Source organism: Bradyrhizobium diversitatis, from assembly GCF_016031635.1.
In the GTDB taxonomy this organism is placed as follows: Bacteria; Pseudomonadota; Alphaproteobacteria; order Rhizobiales; family Xanthobacteraceae; genus Bradyrhizobium; species Bradyrhizobium diversitatis.
This window is the reverse complement of record NZ_JACEGD010000017.1, coordinates 99944-118899: the sequence shown is the minus strand read 5'-3', so window position 1 is coordinate 118899 and position 18956 is coordinate 99944. Positions and strand designations below refer to the sequence as shown.

The window sequence follows — 18956 nt, the reverse complement described above, 5'->3', positions numbered from 1 at the left end:
CATGGCGATCCACACCTGGTGGACGGCCTTCGGCGCGGCGGTGACGATCGACGGCATCGCCTCTGGGCCGGCGCGTTCGTTCATGGAAGCCGCGCTCGCCGGGCTCCCGGCGACCACGCTCGTCGAGATCAAGGAGGACAGGACGACCGGGTATGTCGGCGTCCATGTCGAGATCGACGTGGAACGCCCCCAGGACCTCGCCTACCCTATCCGCGCCAGAGAGCCGATCGGCGTTCTCTTCTCGTCGCCGCACGTCCGTCCCGCGGTGCTGGCGCTGCGGGACGACTTCCCGCACACCATGCATCAGAACGGCGTGCCCGAAGAGATGCCGTTCTCGCTGTGCGTGGACGATCGGCCTTGGTCCGAAGCCCGCCTCACCCACACGCCGACGGAATTCTCGCGGCTCATCCAGCTTTGGCTCGCCAAGGCTGCGCGCGGCGAGCTCCACGATCCGGCGCAACCGCCGGATCCGCTTTTTTACGGCGCGGACATGGCTGTGGTCTTGCCGCGCAGCGTCTTCGAGGCCGGCTGCACGACCTCTGAGTTCGCTGGCTTCGTGCGTGCCGACAACCAGGGCCTGGTGTTCGCCATTCCATCCAAGCAGGCCGCGCCGGGCGGTATCACGCTGACGGTGATGGCTTTCGCGCTCCCGCCGCAGATCATGACCTCGATCCGGCGCCTGCCTCGGACCCTGGAAAGTCTGGCAGCGGAACTCGCGCCGACCGGCCTCAAGCTGCTCGACGAGATCAAGGAGAGATTGAAGGCCTGGACCGGCATCGCCGCCGACGGCGCCAGGCGGATGGCCGGCCGGCTCGCCATCGTCGTCGGTCTCCCCATGACCACCGAAGGAGGTCGCGGGGCAGACGACTTCCGGGCCTTCGTCACCGCCCACACCGCGGGCGAGATCGGGGTCCTGCTGGGCGTATTGCACGCCAACAACAGCAACATCGGCAAGGGTTACGTCCGGGCGTTCCCTGAAGCGCCGATCGGTAGAGCTTCGTTACCTGTCGCGCCGGCGCAGGTTCATTTCGCTTTCGATCGAGACCTCGCGGCTTCGATCGCCGGCAACGCGGTCGCGGACCGAAGGAAGGCCGTCATGATCGGCGCCGGTTCGCTCGGCTCCCAACTCGGCATGGATCTCGCCCGCGAGGGCGCGTTCGAGTGGACCATCGTGGACGGTGACGCGCTGTTGCCGCACAACATGGCTCGGCATGCGCTGTTGGCTGACGAGATCGGCGCGCCAAAGGCCAACGCGTTGGCCAGGCAGATTTCGGTACTGCTGAACGAGGCTCAATCCGCGATCGTCGCCGGCGTGCTCGCGCCGAACGCGGATCAGCAGAAGGCGCTGGATGCCGCCTACGCAGCCGCCTCCGTCATCATCGACGCATCGGCGTCGGTCGGCGTCGCCCGCCATTTGAGCGATCTGCCCTTTGCGGCACGGCGCGTCTGTGCCTTCTTCAATCCTTCCGGCACCGCCGTCGTCCTCCTAACGGAAGATGCAGGGCGCAACATCACGTTGCGCGATCTCGAGGCGCAATACCATCGTCTGATCCTAAGCGAGCCTTCTCTGGCCGAGCATCTCGACGTCTCGCAGGGTGGCGTGCGCTACAGCGGCTCGTGCCGCTCACTGACCAACAGGATCCCTGCGACCCGAGCCGCGCTCCTGAGCGCACTGGCCGCAAGGGGCATCGCCGACTCGCTTCTGCGCGATGATGCTAAGGTGACGGTCTGGACGCTGGGCGCGGATGGTTCGGTCTCCGTCGTGCAGCAGAACGGCGAACCCGTCACGCGCACCGAGATTGGCGCTTGGCATGTGAGCTACGATCGCGGGTTCTTGGATCAGCTATCCGCGCTACGCGACGTGCGTCTGCCCAACGAGACCGGCGGAGCCATCGTCGGCCTCGCCGACTTCAGCCGCAAATCTCTTCATCTCGCTCATGCGTTTCCCCAGCCGGAAGATAGTCTCGGCAGCCCGACGTGTTTCGAGCGCGGCGTGGTCGGCTTGGTCCAATCCATCGACGACGTCACCCGCCGGTCGATGCACCAAGTGCGGTATCTCGGCGAATGGCATTCCCACCCGCGTTATGCGAACGCGCGACCGAGCGATACCGACATCGCCCAACTCGCTTATCTGGGCGGCGAGCTCGCGGCGGACGGACTGCCCGGCCTGATGGCCATCGCAGCCCATCATGAGGACTTCTCGCTTCTCAGCTTCGACCCGTCGCTCTGCCGGGGGGAAGGACGCATCCTCAGGGTCGCCATTCACCGTGGGCACGATTGAGTTTAGGATGGAAGAAGCGATCTCGCCCAAAATCGGATTGGCTCTCTCGGGGGGCGGCTCCCGGGCAATGGCATTCCATCTCGGTTGTCTAAGAGCGCTCGACCGGCTCGGGCTGTTGCATCGGATCGATGTTCTCTCGACCGTATCCGGCGGCAGCGTCATCGGTGTATACTTCCACGCACACGACGGCGACTTCGCTTCGTTCGAAGCGAAAATGCGCGAGATTCTGTCTCGAGGCCTCGCCAAGCGCATGTGCCGGAAACTGTTCGGCCCGCTCGGCCTCAAGGTGGCTGCGGCCTTCGCGCTGATTGGCATCGTCGCCGTCATCGTGGCACTGATCAGGACGATGGTAGGTCTGCTCAAGCTGGTGATGCCTGAGTCACTCGCACGGCATTTCGAATCCTTCGACGTCAGGTCACCTCTTCATCGCTTCGCGAGCCGAACCAGCCTGCTCGAAGCGGTGCTGGACGAGCTTCTTTTCGGCGGCGCTTCGATGAGCGACCTGCGGCCGAAGCCTCGTCTTGTCATCAATGCCACCGAGCTTAGAACCGGCTCGGCCTTCCGGTTCGGGACCAAGGAATCGGGCTCGTGGCGTTGGGGGAAGTTGCATCGAAACGACGTGTCGGTCGCGCACGCCGTCGCCGCGTCGGCCGCCTACCCGCTGTTTCTTCCGGCCTTCGACGAAACATTCACGTTCGACCACAAGGGCACACTACGAGCCGAGCGCGTGGTCCTGACGGACGGCGGGATCTACGATAATCTCGGTCTCGGCTGCCTTTGGCCAGACCGCTCGCCGGACGTCAGCCTGAACGTGACGCCAGTCGATACGATCATCTGCTGCTCGGCGGGATACGGCCTACGGCAGGAGCCTCCGAGCCAGTTCATGCTCGCGCGGATGTCGAGTGTCTTCGGCGCGCTGTTCGATCGCGCGCAGAATGCCTCGATCCACCGACTGCATGAGGCGCAACGCTCGGGGCAGATCAAGCACTTCATCTTTCCCTATCTCGGCCAACTCGACAAAACCCTCCCGGACCCACCTTCGGACCTGGTACGCCGGGAGGAGGCTCATTTGTATCCGACCGATTTCAACGCGATGCCGACGGAATGGATCGACCGGCTCAGTATTCGCGGAGAACAACTGACGTTATGTTTGGCTCGCGCTTATATTCCGCATCTGATCGAAAAACCCGCAATCCGCTGAAATGAGGCCACGTAGGTCAGTGTGGCTTGCGCCGATTTCTTCTTTGTGCGTCATGCCAGCCGTGGCTTTTGGGCGCTTCAGTCGGAGGACGCGATCGCCTTATACTCTTGCCAGAAGACGACCTTCATAGCGTCCTTGAGCTTCCGAAGCTCCAACCCCTCGTAAGCATCGGGCTTAAGCAATCCTGCGACAATCGAGCCATATCGTGATGCACGCTCGTACTCGATGGCGGCGCTTTTCCGCGTGATATCGCTCGGCGACTTCTTAACCCGGCAGCTTTTGTCGACGTCAATGTAGATCGCGTCTTGTTTTTCTCTGTCCCGCTCACCGACAGCGACCGCAAGCACATCCGGCTCATATTCGTTATCATCGAAGAAATTGCCGCGTCGGATCATTTCAAAATAGAGAATATTGAGAGCGCTGCTGATACGCGACGGGAAACGGTCCCCGAGATCGTATTCTGCCCTAAGCTTGGCTTGGAGTTCCTCGATGGTCTCCCAGTCCGGACTGACGTACTCCATGACGATCGCGAGCAAATGCTTGCAAGCATGGCTTCTCATGATGCGCAACAGGTCCGTATCCCACGGCAGAAGCTCTTCACGCACCATGTAAAGAAGGAAAGCCTTTGCGTACTCCTCCTGCGCCAGCATGCAGATGGCAAGGCGGCCACCGCCCCGTTCTTGGAATTCGAGCATCACCGCGTCGTCCATCAAGCGCGATGCATTTGCGAGGCACACATTGATCGTGGCTTCCACGTCCGACTTGCGAGGAGGTTTCAAGAGTTTTGCCTTCCGCATTCGTCACACCTCCGACCCATAAGCCGGGCCAGCTATTGCTTCTCACGATACGTTGGGCTTCCAGCATCGTCGCACAGAACCTAAGCAGATCAACTTGCAGCGCGGCGTTTCAGAATGCAAGGCACCCCGGCAAGCGGGCATCGCCTCCATCACGCAGCTCGCACCCTGACCAGCGGAGCGACGTAGCTCAGGACCTCATGGCGCTGCCCATCTTGGAAGAGAAAGTGATTGGAGCCTCCCTGGCTGAGCTTCTCGCGGAGCGCCTTGCTTACCCGAAGCTGTGTCGGCTCCATCCACGCGTACATCCCAGCATCAATGACCTCGTCTGAGAGGATATCGATGAACTGATTATGCCGACTGCCGACCGCGAGCTCTCCTTTTTGGCTAAGGCCCTCGGCAAGGCTGTCGAACGTCATGATCTTGAAATCATCCGTTTCAGCGGCTCTCACGAGCCGCCGGCGATCCGCGTTGCCTTCGTATTCCGCGCGTCGCCCGAAGACGAGCACGTACTTGTTATAAGTAGGATTGCTGGCCATATGCCGCGGCACCTGGACGGCGCTGACGGACGCCAAAAAGCCCGCCTTGTTCTGGTCCGAGAGAAACCACGCCTTCCACTGATTAATCTGCTGCAACGCGCGCGAAAAATCGCCGTGATACTCGTTCGTGTTGCCCTTGAAAAAGCGCGACCACGGCTTTTCCAGCTCGATAAAGACGGCGTTCCAGTCATCCGTACTCTTCGAGAAGTAGAAGAAATCGGTTTTGTAGTCGGCGCCGAAAGAGAGCTTGCGAAGAACAATGCTAAGTCCGATACCGTGGTTCTGTACGAACTCCCGCGGGATGAAACGTGTGTTCTGCTCAAGGTAAGCTTGGTACGCTTGCTCCTCGCGTTCTTCGTCGAGCAACCGCGCGAATCGCGCTGCTTCTTCATCTAAATTCATCTTGGCTCCAAAGGCTGGGCGCTAGTTTTAACCTACTATTCCGGCGCCCCCCCAACTTGGGCAAGGATTTTGATTAACCGGGAAGCCCTGCGAAAACAGGAACGGTTCGTCCTATTTGTACGCCACAGCTACCCAGCAGCCATACCTGCTCGTTCCATTCCTGTATTGCTGCCGACGCCTGCGATCTTATTGCCTCAAACCGATCAGGATTTGGGGCGGAGGCATGAACGGCGAAGACAAGAAGCCTCCGACCGAGGCAATAGGGTCGCCAAGGAGTGGTGAAATGCAGCCTGCCACAAAGCGGCGCCGCAAGAACCGTGGCTTGCCGCCACCGGCGACGTTCGATATCGATACACTGCCGAGCAGCTCTAATTTGACGGCATTAGAGGCGGCCGCGGTTATCCGGCGCACGCCCGGAGCGCTGGAGCAGTGGCGGCGCGATCCGAACCACCCGCTGAAATGGCGCTACGTCGATGGCCGGCCCCTCTATCGTGTCGATGCGGTGCGCGACTATTTGGCCAAGTGCGATAGGACCACTAAGACGCCTCAGCCGCATAATGCTCACGGAGACGGCCGAGGAGCTCGGCCTTGATCGAGTCAAGCGGATTCGTCCGCTGCAGGCGCACGATTTTGCCGACCCTTTTCCCGCCAACCAACTCCGCAATATAGTCGTGGGCCGCTTCGAACGCCATCTTGCGGATGATCCACTGTTCGTCGTGATTGTAGACCTGATCAATTCCGCTTGGCTTTTGCCCAACACACAGCCGCTGGATTTCGTTGTCGTAGCCACAACGCGACATGATGGTGCGCAAGCTGCGCCTTAAGTCGTGCATGGTGAACTTGGCGACGCTCGCTTCCTTGACCAGGCGATTGACCATCTTGGTGAAGCCGGACATCTGGCCACCGGTCTTTGGTGATGGGAAGACATAGTCGGAGGTTGCCCGCTGGAAATGTTTCGCGGCCGTGAGCACCTCGTCAACCAGGTGAGTGCGCGGCACATCGTGGTGAAGCCCCATCTTGGTCCACGCCGCATCGAAGGTGATCCGGTCGTCCATGATGTGCTTGCGCCACTCGATCATGGTAGGCTCGCTGCGGCGGGGGCCGCCGAGCAGGCACATACGTGCCAGGAGACCGAAAGCGCCGAGCTTGCCGGATGCATCCCAGACCTTGATGATTTCCTCATCGGTCAGCGCGCGGCCCTTCGTTCGGCGTCCGACCCTTTGCGCGCGGGTTTCCTTGGGCGCGCGATAGCCGGCGAGCACGTTGTGCTCGACATAGCCCTCGCCGACGCACCATTCGAGCAAGGTATGCACGTGCTTGCGCAGGTCCTTGGCTGCACCGCGCTTGCCGGTCTTGGCAATCTTGTCGACCGCAGCCATGATCTGTCGTCGCGTCAGGTCCCCTACGCCGCTCTCAGCGTGATCCTTGAGCCCGCGCCTCAGCGCCGACATTGCTGGCTTCCAGTTGACGACTTGACGTTCGGTCAAGGACGTCTGGTAGGGACCATCTTCAACAATGAGGGTCGCGAGCGTGGTGCACTGCTTCTCGGCGGCCTGTTGCCGCCTCGCCTCGCGCTTCGCGTCGTTCGGGTCCAAGCCCTTGACGACCTCGCCTGCGGCAATGGTGGCAGCCTTGCGCGCGGCCTTCTCATTATATTTGGGCCACGCGCCGAGGGTCTTGCGCTGGGTCCCCCTCACCCCCGGCTTGGTGAAGAGGTAGACCCAGGTCCGGCCGCCCGTGGCGCGCATGCGCAAGGCGAGGCCCGGCAGCTTGTCGTCGTGGAGATAATGCTGCGCCTTACCCGGCGGCAACGTTGCGTTGCGGATCACCGCATCGGTGAGTGTCAGCTGGTTGGCCGGCTCCGTCATGATTCCTTCCCTCTCTCTGTGGCCCGGTGTGCCCCGCAAGAAGGGCGGTCAGCCCTCGAACAGAACCGGGCCCCAGACCTTCTCCTTGCCGTGTGCCCGCGCAGGGAGGATCCGCAAACCCAAACAGAACCGGGTCTCAGACCTCCCCCTTTTTTGTGCCCCAAGGGAAAATCCACGGCGGGCACAACGGGGGCACACAAAATGTAGCAAGGTCACCTATGGGCTCTTATAGCCGAACAAGACCATAACCAACGTCAATCAAAGGTGTTTTTACATTTCAACTATGGCCGGATTTGGTTGGCACGGGTCTACGGATTGTGGTTCACACGGGAGAGGTCCAAGGTTCGATCCCTTGTGCGCCCACCATCCATCCTCCGGCCCCCTGTACTATCGAGAACAATTCCGGACAGTTGACGGCTGAGTTGGCGCTTGCCGGGAGCGTTCCATCAAAAAATTCGCAAAACAACCCCATGCACAGTAGACGGCACCAGCGGGATCAAGGGGTTACGATTTTTCCGAAATCGCGTTTGACTTTTCGGGCAAAACAGCGGCAGGATGGCATGGTCGGAAGAGGCGCACGGAGACTCATCGCCTGGAGCGGCCGGACGCATGGATGAGCAGGACGTCGGCTCACGGAGTGCGAACCGGCAATCCTTGTTCCGCAAGCACACGCACAGGCGGAAAAGAAACGCAATCGACGACGTCGAACAGCACGCTGATGCTGCCGTTGAATGACTGCGCGAAGGCGATCGCGTCATCACGCTCTGCGTCGGCGATTTGTGTGCCGAGCGTGCAATGAGGTCGCCAGTTTTCGGGCCGATAGTGCAGCCGACAAAAGGCTGGATCGATTGCAGCGCTGATCGAAGCGTGCCACCTGAGGAGCGTTTCATCGAATTCCGGCTCCGCCCAGAGCACGAGCGGCGGACCTGCGAACCAACGAATTCGCTTGAACGCGACCAGCAATGGCCCTTCGTCCCCGACTGCGCGGAGCATGGCCTCCCACGCGGTCTTCGCGGCAATCTCGGGCGCATCGTAGATCGCGAATGTAAAATGCGGCTGATAGCCGAGAGCCCTCATCGAAGGCTGGCTCTCAAACGCTGCAACTTCATCCCACAAGGCTTCAATCCGCTTTGCCGAGGAATCGTCAGACCGAATGTTGATAGCCAAAGCCATGCGGTTGGTCGCTCAATGAGCCAATGGTTTTCCATCTCACCGTTGACGCCAAAACCATGCCTTTTGTGCGCTAGTGAGCCATAAGAACGGGGGTATCCGCGTGCTCCATGATATAGCTGGTCGCCCCACCGAATATCATCTGCCGTAACCGCGTGCGGGTAAAGGCTCCTTTGATCAATAGATCGCAACCGTGTGCCCTGGCGGCATCGAGGACCGCCTCACCAGTTTCGCGCCCGTCCAGCTCAACGCTGATCAACCTGGCCGCAATGCCATTGTATTGGAGTTGCCGAGCGATCTGACCGGCAGACGGTCCTGGCACCGCTTGGCCGCCGACAACAGTTAGGACCGATACTCTTTCGGCCAGACGAAGCAACGGCATGGCAAATGCGTTTGCTCGAGCTTGCTCGGTACTCCCGTTCCAGTGGATCATGATGTTTGTTCCGACGCTTTTTCGTGCATTCGACGGCACCAGTAGAACGGGCCTGCCGCTCTCAAACAGCGCGGACTCAATCGCGCGGCGATGAGGGCCCGCAGCATCAATATCCGACCGCGCCATCACGATCAGATCGAAAGCGCGCCCATAACTTCCGACAAAGTCTTCGCCCTCAGGCGCGTTCTCCATCCAGCCGAAGCATGGCGGGTTCGATCCTGCGGTGGCTCGAGGAACATCATGCTTCAGCATGAATGCCTCGAAAAAGTTGCGCATGTCGTTCAGTTCGGCTTCGCTCTGCACTTGATACGTATCCAGGAGAATGCCGGTGGCCAATTCGGCGGCCGCATATTGAGGGATGCCGAACCGCAGTGGAAAACCTTCGATATAGGCGCCGGAACGTCGCGCGAGGTCTAAGGCCACAGCGAGCGTGGATGTCATCATCGGAATATTCTGAAGTGGGACCAAGAGCGTCTTCATTTGAATCTCCGATTTTTCTGACGAAGATTGACGGAGGAAGCCTGGCTTTCAAATTGGAGCAGCGCCTCCGATAGCTTTACCTTGCGAGCCGTTCCGTTTGCCACCGGCAATGGTTGCCATCATGCGGCCTGCTCGAGCCTCGTATCGATCTCCTGGCGTAGCGCCGCGAAGTCGATTGGTTTGGTCAACAGGTCGGCGGCGCCCTTCTCCAGCGCCTTGCGCTTGGTCTCGGCATCACCGTAGGCCGTGATCATGATGACAGGTACATCGGGGCGGGCCGAGCGCACGATAGGCAGCATCTCCAGTCCGCTCATTCCGGGCATGTTGATGTCGGACAGGATCAGAATCAGGGCGGCATCCCGAATCTCGGCCGCGCGCTGCAACGCCAGGGGTGCCGAGGATACGAACTCCATCAGAAAACGACCGGCGCGCAGATCGCGCCGAAACTGCTGACGGAACAGCGCCTCGACATCGGGCTCGTCGTCGACCACCATGATATAGACGCTCAACTTCTGCCTCCGCTCTGCAACGGTGCTGCCCGCGTACGCGGCAGCGTAATGATGAACTCGGTGTATTCGCCCGGCTCGGTATCGACCTCGATGCTGCCGCCGTGCTGTTTCACAATAATGTCGTGGCAGATTGAAAGCCCAAGGCCGGTTCCTTCGCCGGCCGGCTTGGTCGTGAAGAATGGATTGAATATCTTCTCTCTGACATCGGCCGGGATGCCGGTGCCATTGTCGCGAATGCGAATTTCGACGGCGCCGCCGAGGTCTGTGGTCGTCGCACGCAGCCTTGGCTCGAAGCCGTCACCGACGGCGTCCTTTTGTTTGTTGGCCGCGTAGAAACCGTTTGAAACCAGATTGAGGAACACCCGCGTGATTTCCTGCGGATACAGCTCGAGCGCTCCCGCAGACGGGTCCAGTTTTCTTTCAAGCGTGATATTGAAGCCGGCTCTTTCAGCGCGGGCTCCGTGATAAGCGAGGTTGAGGCTTTCTTCGAGGATGGCGTTGATGTCCGCCGCGCGGCGTTCGCCAGACCCTTCGCGGGAGTGCAGAAGCATATTCTTGACAATGGAATCGGCGCGCGTTCCGTGCTGCACGATCTTTTCCAGGTTACCTTGCAGCATGTGGATCAGCGCATCGATGTCCTGCCTTTCCGCCTCGCCCAGGCTGGCTGAGCGCAGCGCTTCGCCGAGCTCGTCGGTGAGTTCGGAGGACAGCGCAGCAAAATTGTTGACGAAATTGAGCGGGTTCTTGATCTCGTGCGCAATGCCGGCGGTGAGTTGCCCGAGCGAGGCAAGTTTCTCGGTCTGGATCAGCCGATCCTGCGCATTTCGCAATTCTTCGAGCGATTGCGACAATTCCATGGTGCGCTCGCGCAGTTCATTCAGCAGGCGTGCATTCTCGATCGCGATTACGCCCTGATGTGCGAAGTTGGACACGAGCTCGATCTGCTTGTCTGTGAAGGATTTCACTTCCTGGCGGAAGATCGTGATGGTGCCAATCAGCTCATCTTCCTTGAGCATGGGCACGATGACGAGGGTCCTTGCGCCGGCGAGGTCAGCGAGCGCGCGAACATTGGAGTTGCCTTCGATATAGGGCGGCTGCGTCCTGATGTCGTCGATATGAACCGTCTGATGAGTCTTCTCGACGGTGCCGAGCCCGCTCGCGGGATGTGGGCGAATGTTCTGGTAGAGCCGGGTATCGACATAAGCTTGCGGCGCGTTGTGCAATGCGACCGTGCGAAAGCCGCCCTCCTCGTAGAGATTCATGGTGCCAAAACCGGCGCCGCAAATTCGCGTCGCATTCTCCAGCATTTTGTGAAAGACTGGGGTGAGTGCGCCCGATGAAGCGCTGATGATTTCCAGCACCTCCGACGTTGCCGTCTGCCGCTCCAGCGATTCATTCAATTGCTCGAACAGACGCACATTGCCGATGGCGATAACAGCCTGATCGGCAAAGGTCTGCAGCAAGGCGATCTGCTTGTCGTCGAATGGGCGCACCTCCATACGACGCAGCACGATCGCCCCCATGCTCTCGCCTTCGCGCAAGAGCGGCACACTCAAAACAGTCCGAACGTTTGAGCGAGCCGCATATTCGCGTCCTATCGGGTATTCCTCTCCATCGGGCCCAAGCAAGTCGTGCACTTGAACGGTGCGACGATCGACAATCGCCCGGCCGGTGGGCGATTTGACGCTGATCGCCCGCCGGCTCCACACCACGGGAACTTGTCCATGGTGCGCCTCGATGACGATATCGTCGCCATCCCTCAGAACGACCAAAGCATCATATGCCTCGCAAAGCCCACATGCGCTTTCCACGATCGCCTTGAGCACCGGTCCGACTTCGGTCGGAGAGGAGGCGATGACCCTCAAGATATTGGCGCTTCCGGTCTGGTACGTCAGCGCCTCGGATAGATCTCGCGTCCTGGTCTGCAATTGTTCGAAGAGCCGGACATTCTCGATGGCGATCACCGCCTGATCGGCAAACGTCGCGACGAGCTCGATCTGCTTCTCGGTGAAGGGCTGCACGCGCTTGCGGGCGATCACGATCGCGCCGATCGGCTCATTCTCGCGCAGGAGGGGAACACCGAGCGCGGTGCGCTGACCAGCCATGTTGATCGACGCCTGCAGGCCGTATTCGGGATCGGCAGCGACGTCGAGGATCTGCACCGGACGGCGTTCGAGGACGGCCCGACCTGTGACCGTGCTCCGGTCGGAGGCGATCGGGTGAGCCTGCAGAAAGGCGATGTATTCCTCGGAGAACCCGACCGCTGCTCCGGCCTGATATTCATCGCCCTCGCGGCGCATGATGAATGCCATCTCCGCCTCGCACAGCCGAGCCGCCGATTCGACCAGCGTGTCGAGCACGGTTTGCAGATCGAAGGTCGAGCGGCTGATCACCTTCAGCACATCGGCAGTCGCGGTTTGCTGCTGGAGCGACTCGGCGAGATCGCGCGTCTTCGCCTGGACCTCATCGAACAGCCGCACATTCTCGATCGCGATCACGGCCTGATCAGCGAAAGTGGAGACCAGGTCGATCTGCTTGTCCGTGAACGAGTTCGCGGTCTTGCGTCCCAGGAATAGCACGCCGATCGCTTCTCCGGACCGAAGCAGGGGTACGCCCAAAAGAGTGCGGTAACCGCCGGCCCTCTGTTGCTCGGGATAGGCATAGTCGCGATCGACCAGGACATCCGGGATCTGAACAGCCTTGCCGCACAGCAGGACGCGCCCGACCAGGCTACCGCGTCCAGCACTGAGCCGAACGCCCGCCGAGACCTTGGCCCATTCGGGCGAGAAATTGTACCGAGTTGCATGATAGTACGAACCATCGGTGTCCTGCCGGACGATTGCCGCCATGTCGGCCCCACACAGCGACGCCGCCGATTCCGTCAGCGTGTCGAGAACCGTTTGCAAATCGAACGCGGAGCGACTGATGACTTTCAACACATCGGCGGTCGCGGTCTGCTGCTGCAGCGATTCCCGCAAGTCGTCGGTACGCGCCTGCACCTCGTCGAACAGCCGCGCGTTTTCTATGGCGATGACAGCCTGGTCGGCGAAGGTCTGCAGAAGCTGCACATGATGCGGAGCGAAGGCGCCCGGCTCGGCCCGCGTGACGCTGATCATGCCGATCACCGTGCCGCCGGTCGCGAGCGGAACGAACAACATGCTGCGAAAGCCGCGGGCACGCGCGATGAATTTGATGTCGTTCGTCAGCGCTTCAGTATCGGGGGTCGGCACCACCTTGCCGGCCTGTGTCCTCGCCATACTCTCGAAATCGGCGATCGCACGCGGAAACATCTTCTTCAAAGCTTCATCGGCGGCAGAATTCGTCGGCGTGAACGCCGCCAAGTGGGCATTGCCGTCGATGAAGCGGAATACGGTCGTCGAAAAGCCGCCGAGCAAGGCATTTGCGCGCCTTGCGATAGCATCGAATACCGGTTTCACCTCCGATGGCGAACTGGCGATGATCTTGAGAATGTCCGCGGTGGCGGTCTCGCGATCCTGTGCGGCGCGCAATTCGGCCAGGAGCCGCGCGTTCTCCTGCTGCAAATCCGCCACAACGTCCTGAGGAAGCGCGGCCATGATGAAAATCCACGTCGCCAGCCGGTTCGCGGCCGACGTCAAAATCTAATCAAGAAAGCGTCGGGAATTATTCCACCATCAGGTGCTTCCGGCCAGACATATCGTGAGTTGATTTTCAATCGACTACGCGTCAATTCGCGTTTCGCGATCGACCGAAGGGCGGTTTCACACGATGCCGCTGGAGGCCGATTTGCCCTGCGGATCCGCATGGTTCAGGCCCCCAAGGGGAATCGCGGGACCAAGTGCCGCGAGCGCCGTAGGTTGCGTCGCGAAACACCATTATCTCGAGCAGCAAGAGCCGGCCCGTGAGGCGACCGATCCGAGATTTCAGGACCAACTCATCGGCAAATTGACCGAACTGACGAGCGTCGAGCTGCCGGAGGCGTGACGCACGACAAGATGAAGACGAAACGCTGCAACGAGAGAGGTGCACTCCCTCTCCCGCTTGCGGGCAGGGCTATCGCATATGAATTGCACGGGGACTGTCTGCAGGCTTGCTCCGCCTCTCCCGCTTGCGGGAGAGGTGAACGAACCTCGCGGCGATCGAGCCTTCATTCGTCGTCATTGCAAGTGCGCCGAAGCAATGACGGGGTAGGTTTCAGGCCGCCTTCGGCCGCCAGGCCGTGTAGAAACCGATCAGTGTCCCCATGGCGACCAGCGCGGCCGCCAGCAGCACCTGCAATTGGCCATCGTCGGTGGGACCGATGGACGACACCAGCCTGGTCACGATGACGAACAGAATGCCCACGGCGGCCGCGGCACCCACGCAGAGATAAGCGAGCTCGCGCGTCAAGCTGCGGCCGAGCAGTCCGAGCGCCGTGAAATACATCGAACAGGCGTTGGGATGAACGAACAAGGCAATGCGCGCATAGCGGCCATAGGCGTCGAACAGGGACTCGCATCGGCGCAGGGCCGCCTTCGAGGCCACCCGCTGCAGAAACGGCCTGAAGAAACGCGCCTGTCCATAGCTGAGAACGGCGCCCAGGATGATGGCGAGCCACGCCGCGACGAATACGGAGCCATCCACGGCCTTCGGACTGAGCGCCACGGACATCAGGATGAGGGCGGTGCCGGGAAAATAGCCGAAATACGGGAAGATGGCTTCCACCAGCACGCAGGCAAACATGAAGGCTGGAAACCATGCCGATCCGGTCGCGCCATGGACGATGGCGTTCAGGTCGAACAAGCTCGTCCTGTACAGAACGAGGTACATGCACATGGCCAGTCCAGCCAGCGCGTAGAACGGCAAGGCTCCCGACAAAAACCGTCTCATCCAATCATCAACTTCGTTTGGCGGAGACGACGGCCTCGCGCTGTTCCGGATCATACTTTAGGCCAATGGGATTGCTGCTGTCGATGGCGCTCTTTGCCACGCAATCCTCGCCTGGAATTGCGCGTGCTACGCGATCGACAGAATCTCGATCTCCTGCGCGCCTGACACAACGACGTCTCCGACCGCCTTTCCCATCAGCGACCGCGCAACCGGCGCGACGAACGAGATCGACCCCGCTTTCGGATCGGCTTCGTCCTCGCCGACGATGCGGTAGGTCTGCACGCGGCCATCGTTGCGGCTGAACGTTACCGTGCTGCCGAAGGCGACGACGTCGGTCGCGGTCGGATCGGGCATGACCTGCGCCGTGCGCAGCCTTTCGGTGAGATAGCGGACGTCGCGCAAGGGCACGGCCGACTGCCGGCGCTTCTCGTTGACGTCATCGATGCGTTGCGCGGCTTCATAGGCCTCGCGCGCTTCGGCAAGCTGGGTCTGCAACGCCTTGTAGCCCGCTTCGGTCACGAGGTTCGGATGCGGCGAGATCGGGCGATCCGGCAACAGCGTCTCGGACGCGGTTTCGGCGCTCTCTTCCTTGGTAAAGGCGACGCTCAATTGAAGATCCTGTCGAGCTGTTTTGGATGGCGACGCCGCGCGCCGCCGAGTGCACTGAACTATATCTCAAGTTCGACGAAACGGCGCAGCTTGAAAACAAGGTCCGGCATGGCCTGGCGGAACCGCGTTGCATTCTGGAACGTGGTCGAGAACGGCGCGAAGGTGAGCATGGCGTTCCAGTTCCGGAAGCCATAGACCGTGACCGAAACGCCGGAGCTCGGGAAATCCTCCAGCTTGCGCAACTCGCCGAGCACGAGATCGGCGATCGCCTCCGCCGGCAGCAGGCGCTTGCCGTCCCGCGTGGTCGCGATTTGCGCGGGCGGCTCGACCGGTGTCGTGGCAGCCGGCGCGTCATCGGCCGCGTTCCCGGCCGTGGCCGGTGCCGGATCGGAGCTGGACGTCTCGCCCGGCTCGATTCCATCCGCCGGCACAGTCGGCGGACCATCGGCGAGCGGTGCAAAACTGTCTGCGCGCCTGTTGCCTCCCAGGATGCCGCTGATCATCGCCACAAGGCCCGCGTCCTTCACCTCGTCATTCATTACTCCCCCGGGGCATCGGTCTACTCTAGCACCGCTCCCGCAGACCGCCACCGACGATGGCACCGGCGGCACGATGTTCGGTCGCGTCACGCCGCTTGCGATCCGCTACCGCTTGTCGAACGGAATATACTGCTGGTACCGCTTCGGCACTGAGCTGCGGTAGCGCGCCGGCACGGTGCCGGTGTCGATCGAATGATCGATCTCCTGCTGCCGGGTCATCTTCTTCTTCGCAGGCTTCTTCGACGCGCTCTTCCTGGCGTCGGTCGGCTGGCTGGAGCTGTCGGTGGTTGCGCTTGGCGCTGTCGTCGTCGCGGCAGGCGCAGCGGTTGTCGCGGGAGGCGTAGCAGTTCCGCCGGCGGGCGGGGCACTTTGCGCCAGCGCAAGCGGCGTCTGCATCGTGAGCAGCAGCGCGGCCGTCGCAGCCAGCAAATATGAATTCTGCATCAGAACCTCCAAAATGCCTGATCCGAAGAAGGCAAGCCTAGTCCCGCGGGATCGAGGCGTGCAAGTTCGTCGAATAGCTCGGAACCCGCGCGCGAACTGTGGTGGAGATCACATTGCCCGCCACCGGCTGCGGTCACGATGATTTCACCTCGAACGCATCCGGCGTCGCGGACACCAATATAGGCATGACCGTGCATCAGACAGTCCAGCGGGAACGCCAAGCACGGCCGTTCCATCCTCGAAGGAGATTGAAATGCGCCGCACCATCCTCACCCTTGCATCGTTCGCGACCTTGATCGCCGCGTCGTTGTCGGCGGCTCCGGCCCAGGCCGCGAACGACAGGTATTGCCTGCAAGGCCGCCACTGGGGTTACCCCGGCAACTGCCAGTTCGCCAGCTACCAGCAATGTGCCGCCAGCGCCTCCGGCACATCGGCTTATTGCGGCATCAACCCGCGCTACGCCTACTCGCAACCCTATTATTATTGACGAGTTGGCGGCGCGCACACCACGCGCGCCGCGCTCGATCATACCGTTCTCGTGCTGACCGTCTGGGGCTGCTTAACCCGGCCGGCAGATCGGGCGAACTTCGGGTAAGGGGTCCAAGCGGGAACGGTCGGCCGCGGAGAGCTGTGCATCGCGCACTTCATTGCCGCAGCCAGGAACCTTTTCAGCGCGGCGCGGTTGGCGTCGCGATGGCGACCGAGTACGGCCGCCGCTCACGAAGACCGCGCGGACGAGTGCCCTGAGCGGCCGTCCTCTGCAGTGTCGTCCTGCGCCCTTGCAGCTGACATCGGTGCACGCTCAGCGGACGACGGGACAGGGACAGCAAATGAGGCCTGTAGCGCGACAGCCCTTCAAACCACGCACCACCGAAGAACTGATGGCGCTGCTCAGCGCCGTCGCGACCGCAATTCTGACCGTCATCATCATTTCGATGCTCTATTTCGGCCGGGATATCTTCGTGCCCGTTGCGCTGGCTGTTCTCCTCAGCTTCGTGCTAGCGCCGCTGGTCGGAATGTTGCAGCGCATCCGTGTCCCGCGGGGATTGGCGGTCGTCAGCGTGGTCGTCGTTGCGTTCATGCTGATCTTCGCGATGGGAAGCCTTCTCGCCGCTCAGCTGACGCAACTCGCGGGTGACCTGCCCCGATATCAATCGACGATCAGCGAGAAGATCCAGGCATTTCGGGATACCAAGGCCGGCAGGGGCACGCTGGAGCGTGCATCCGACATGCTGAAGGATCTCAGCAAGGAGCTCGATAAACCGAAAGACGCCCCATCCGCGCGCAGCCCCGGCATGATCGCGGGCTCGAATCCCTCCGCGCCACCGGTCCCGGTCGAAGTACGCCAGCCCGATCCCGGCGCGTTGGAAAGTCTACGAACCTTGATTTCTCCGCTCATTCATCCGCTCGCGACCACCGGCATCATCATCATCTTCGTCGTCTTCATTCTCATTCAACGCGAGGATCTGCGCAACCGTTTCATCCGGCTGGCGGGCTCGTCGGATCTGCAGCGTACGACCGCTGCGCTGGACGATGCAGCGAGCCGCCTCAGCAAGCTGTTTCTGACCCAGCTCATCCTGAACGGCGCATTCGGCGTGGTGATCGGCACCGGCCTCTGGTTCATCGGAATTCCAAGCGCGATTCTCTGGGGCATCCTTGCGGCTGCGCTTCGCTTCGTGCCCTATGTGGGCGCTGTCATCGCGGCCGCATTCCCGCTGGCGCTGGCGGTCGCCATCGATCCCGGCTGGTCGATGCTGCTTTGGACGCTCGCTCTATTTCTCGTCGTCGAACCGCTCGTGGGCCACGTCGTCGAGCCGATGGTCTACGGCCGCAGTACGGGGCTCTCCCCCGTCGCCGTGGTCGCGTCGGCAACGTTCTGGACAGCGCTTTGGGGACCGATCGGGTTCGTCCTCGCCACTCCCCTCACGATTTGCCTCGTGGTCCTCGGGCGGCATGTGGAGCGACTGGAATTTCTCGACGTCATGTTCGGAGACCGACCGGCGCTCTCTCCTCCGGAAATATTCTACCAGCGGATGCTGGCGGGGGATCCCACGGAAGCGGCCGAAAAGGCCGAGGAGTTCCTGAAGGAGCGTTCGCTGGCTTCGTACTATGATGAGGTCGCCCTGAAGGGTTTGCAGCTGGCGCAAGCCGACGCCGAGCGTAATACGCTCGACCAGGAACGTCTCACGAAGATCCGGGACGCCGTCAGCGAATTCGCCGCCGATCTTGCCGATCAGGACGACCGGCCGCCGGCGAAGAGCAGTTCAACCACCGATGCCGAGGCATCGTCCGCGGTGGAAGGCGTTGCGGAGAATACCGCCAATGAACACTTGCCTTACCTCCGCAGGGAAACTCTCCCGCCGGATTGGCAGGGTGAACACCCCGTCCTGTGCGTGGCCGGACGCACCCTGATCGATGAGGCGGCCGCGATCATGCTGGCTCAGCTCTCGACTGAGCACGGCCTCGCTGCGCGGGTCGAAGCGGCAGCATCGCTTTCCACGACGAACGTCTTTCGCCTGGATACGACGGGCGTTGCGATCGTCTGCCTGGTCTATCTCGATGCCCGCGCCGCGGCACACATGCGGTACTCCGTCCGGCGTCTGAGACGGAAATTGCCGAAGGCAACCATCATCCTGGGCTGCTGGGTCAAAGACATGGACCCGGCGGCCCTGGAATTGCTGCGCGAAGGCGCCAAGGCTGACCTCGTTGCGACGAGCATCGGCGAGGCCGTCAGACTGTGCATCGAAGCGACGGGCGCAAGGGAACACGGTCACGAGGCAGGGACGGATAAATCCACAACGGCTGCAGCGTGAGACTGCCATCGATGTCGGCTCCGGCC

At 61.4% G+C, this 18956-nt stretch carries 15 protein-coding genes; 4 read left to right on the top strand and 11 right to left on the bottom strand.

From position 1 onward, the window contains the following. Position 1: 1 nt before the first annotated feature. Together cap2-3 and H1B27_RS19845 are read left to right on the top strand one after the other, a co-directional pair. Positions 2-2281: an anti-phage 6A-MBL system cap2_3 protein gene (cap2-3, locus tag H1B27_RS19850; RefSeq protein ID WP_197967207.1), complete on the top strand. Its 2280-nt coding sequence runs from the start codon at positions 2-4 to the stop codon at positions 2279-2281. Positions 2282-2288: 7 nt separating this feature from the next. Further along, entirely contained in the window at positions 2289-3482 is a 1194-nt protein-coding gene (locus H1B27_RS19845; RefSeq protein WP_197967206.1) for a patatin-like phospholipase family protein, read from the top strand. Positions 3483-3559: 77 nt separating this feature from the next. On the opposite strand, the gene H1B27_RS19840 is transcribed toward H1B27_RS19845, so the two are convergent. From H1B27_RS19840 to H1B27_RS19790, 11 genes are all read right to left on the bottom strand, one after another. Continuing rightward, entirely contained in the window at positions 3560-4279 is a 720-nt protein-coding gene (locus H1B27_RS19840; RefSeq protein WP_197967205.1) for an AbiV family abortive infection protein, read from the bottom strand. A gap of 149 nt (positions 4280-4428) precedes the next feature. Continuing rightward, complete coding sequence (locus H1B27_RS19835; protein WP_197967204.1) at positions 4429-5217, bottom strand: Shedu anti-phage system protein SduA domain-containing protein; 789 nt, start codon at positions 5215-5217, stop codon at positions 4429-4431. Positions 5218-5753: 536 nt separating this feature from the next. Next, the gene (locus H1B27_RS19830; protein ID WP_197967203.1) at positions 5754-7085 is read right to left on the bottom strand and encodes a tyrosine-type recombinase/integrase; all 1332 of its coding nucleotides are present in this window, start codon (positions 7083-7085) and stop codon (positions 5754-5756) included. Positions 7086-7715: 630 nt separating this feature from the next. After that, entirely contained in the window at positions 7716-8258 is a 543-nt protein-coding gene (locus tag H1B27_RS19825) for a 2'-5' RNA ligase family protein (RefSeq protein ID WP_197967202.1), read from the bottom strand. A 70-nt stretch (positions 8259-8328) separates the two neighbouring features. Further along, positions 8329-9168 carry a universal stress protein gene (locus H1B27_RS19820; RefSeq protein WP_061878988.1) on the bottom strand — a complete coding sequence of 280 codons (840 nt, stop codon included), beginning with the start codon at positions 9166-9168 and terminating at the stop codon, positions 8329-8331. A 119-nt stretch (positions 9169-9287) separates the two neighbouring features. Then, positions 9288-9677, bottom strand: a complete 390-nt coding sequence (locus H1B27_RS19815) for a response regulator (protein WP_197967201.1) — start codon at positions 9675-9677, stop codon at positions 9288-9290. Next, positions 9674-13252 carry a GAF domain-containing protein gene (locus H1B27_RS19810; protein WP_246515530.1) on the bottom strand — a complete coding sequence of 1193 codons (3579 nt, stop codon included), beginning with the start codon at positions 13250-13252 and terminating at the stop codon, positions 9674-9676. The genes H1B27_RS19815 and H1B27_RS19810 overlap by 4 nt, the downstream gene beginning before the upstream one ends. Before the next feature lie 598 nt (positions 13253-13850). Further along, entirely contained in the window at positions 13851-14525 is a 675-nt protein-coding gene (locus H1B27_RS19805; RefSeq protein WP_061878985.1) for a hypothetical protein, read from the bottom strand. Positions 14526-14651: 126 nt separating this feature from the next. Continuing rightward, positions 14652-15134 (bottom strand): transcription elongation factor GreA, encoded by a 483-nt coding sequence (gene greA, locus H1B27_RS19800; protein ID WP_197967199.1) that lies wholly within the window; start codon positions 15132-15134, stop codon positions 14652-14654. A 59-nt stretch (positions 15135-15193) separates the two neighbouring features. After that, positions 15194-15673: a hypothetical protein gene (locus H1B27_RS19795; RefSeq protein WP_197967198.1), complete on the bottom strand. Its 480-nt coding sequence runs from the start codon at positions 15671-15673 to the stop codon at positions 15194-15196. A 105-nt stretch (positions 15674-15778) separates the two neighbouring features. Further along, on the bottom strand, positions 15779-16117 hold the full coding sequence (locus H1B27_RS19790) for a hypothetical protein (protein WP_197967197.1): 339 nt from the start codon (positions 16115-16117) through the stop codon (positions 15779-15781). A gap of 253 nt (positions 16118-16370) precedes the next feature. Here H1B27_RS19790 and H1B27_RS19785 point away from each other — a divergent pair, with 253 nt between their 5' ends. Further along, complete coding sequence (locus H1B27_RS19785; RefSeq protein WP_061878981.1) at positions 16371-16604, top strand: DUF3551 domain-containing protein; 234 nt, start codon at positions 16371-16373, stop codon at positions 16602-16604. 394 nt (positions 16605-16998) lie between these two features. Next, a complete protein-coding gene (locus tag H1B27_RS19780) occupies positions 16999-18930 on the top strand; it encodes an AI-2E family transporter (RefSeq protein ID WP_197967276.1) in 1932 nt (643 codons plus the stop codon). Positions 18931-18956 lie beyond the last annotated feature (26 nt).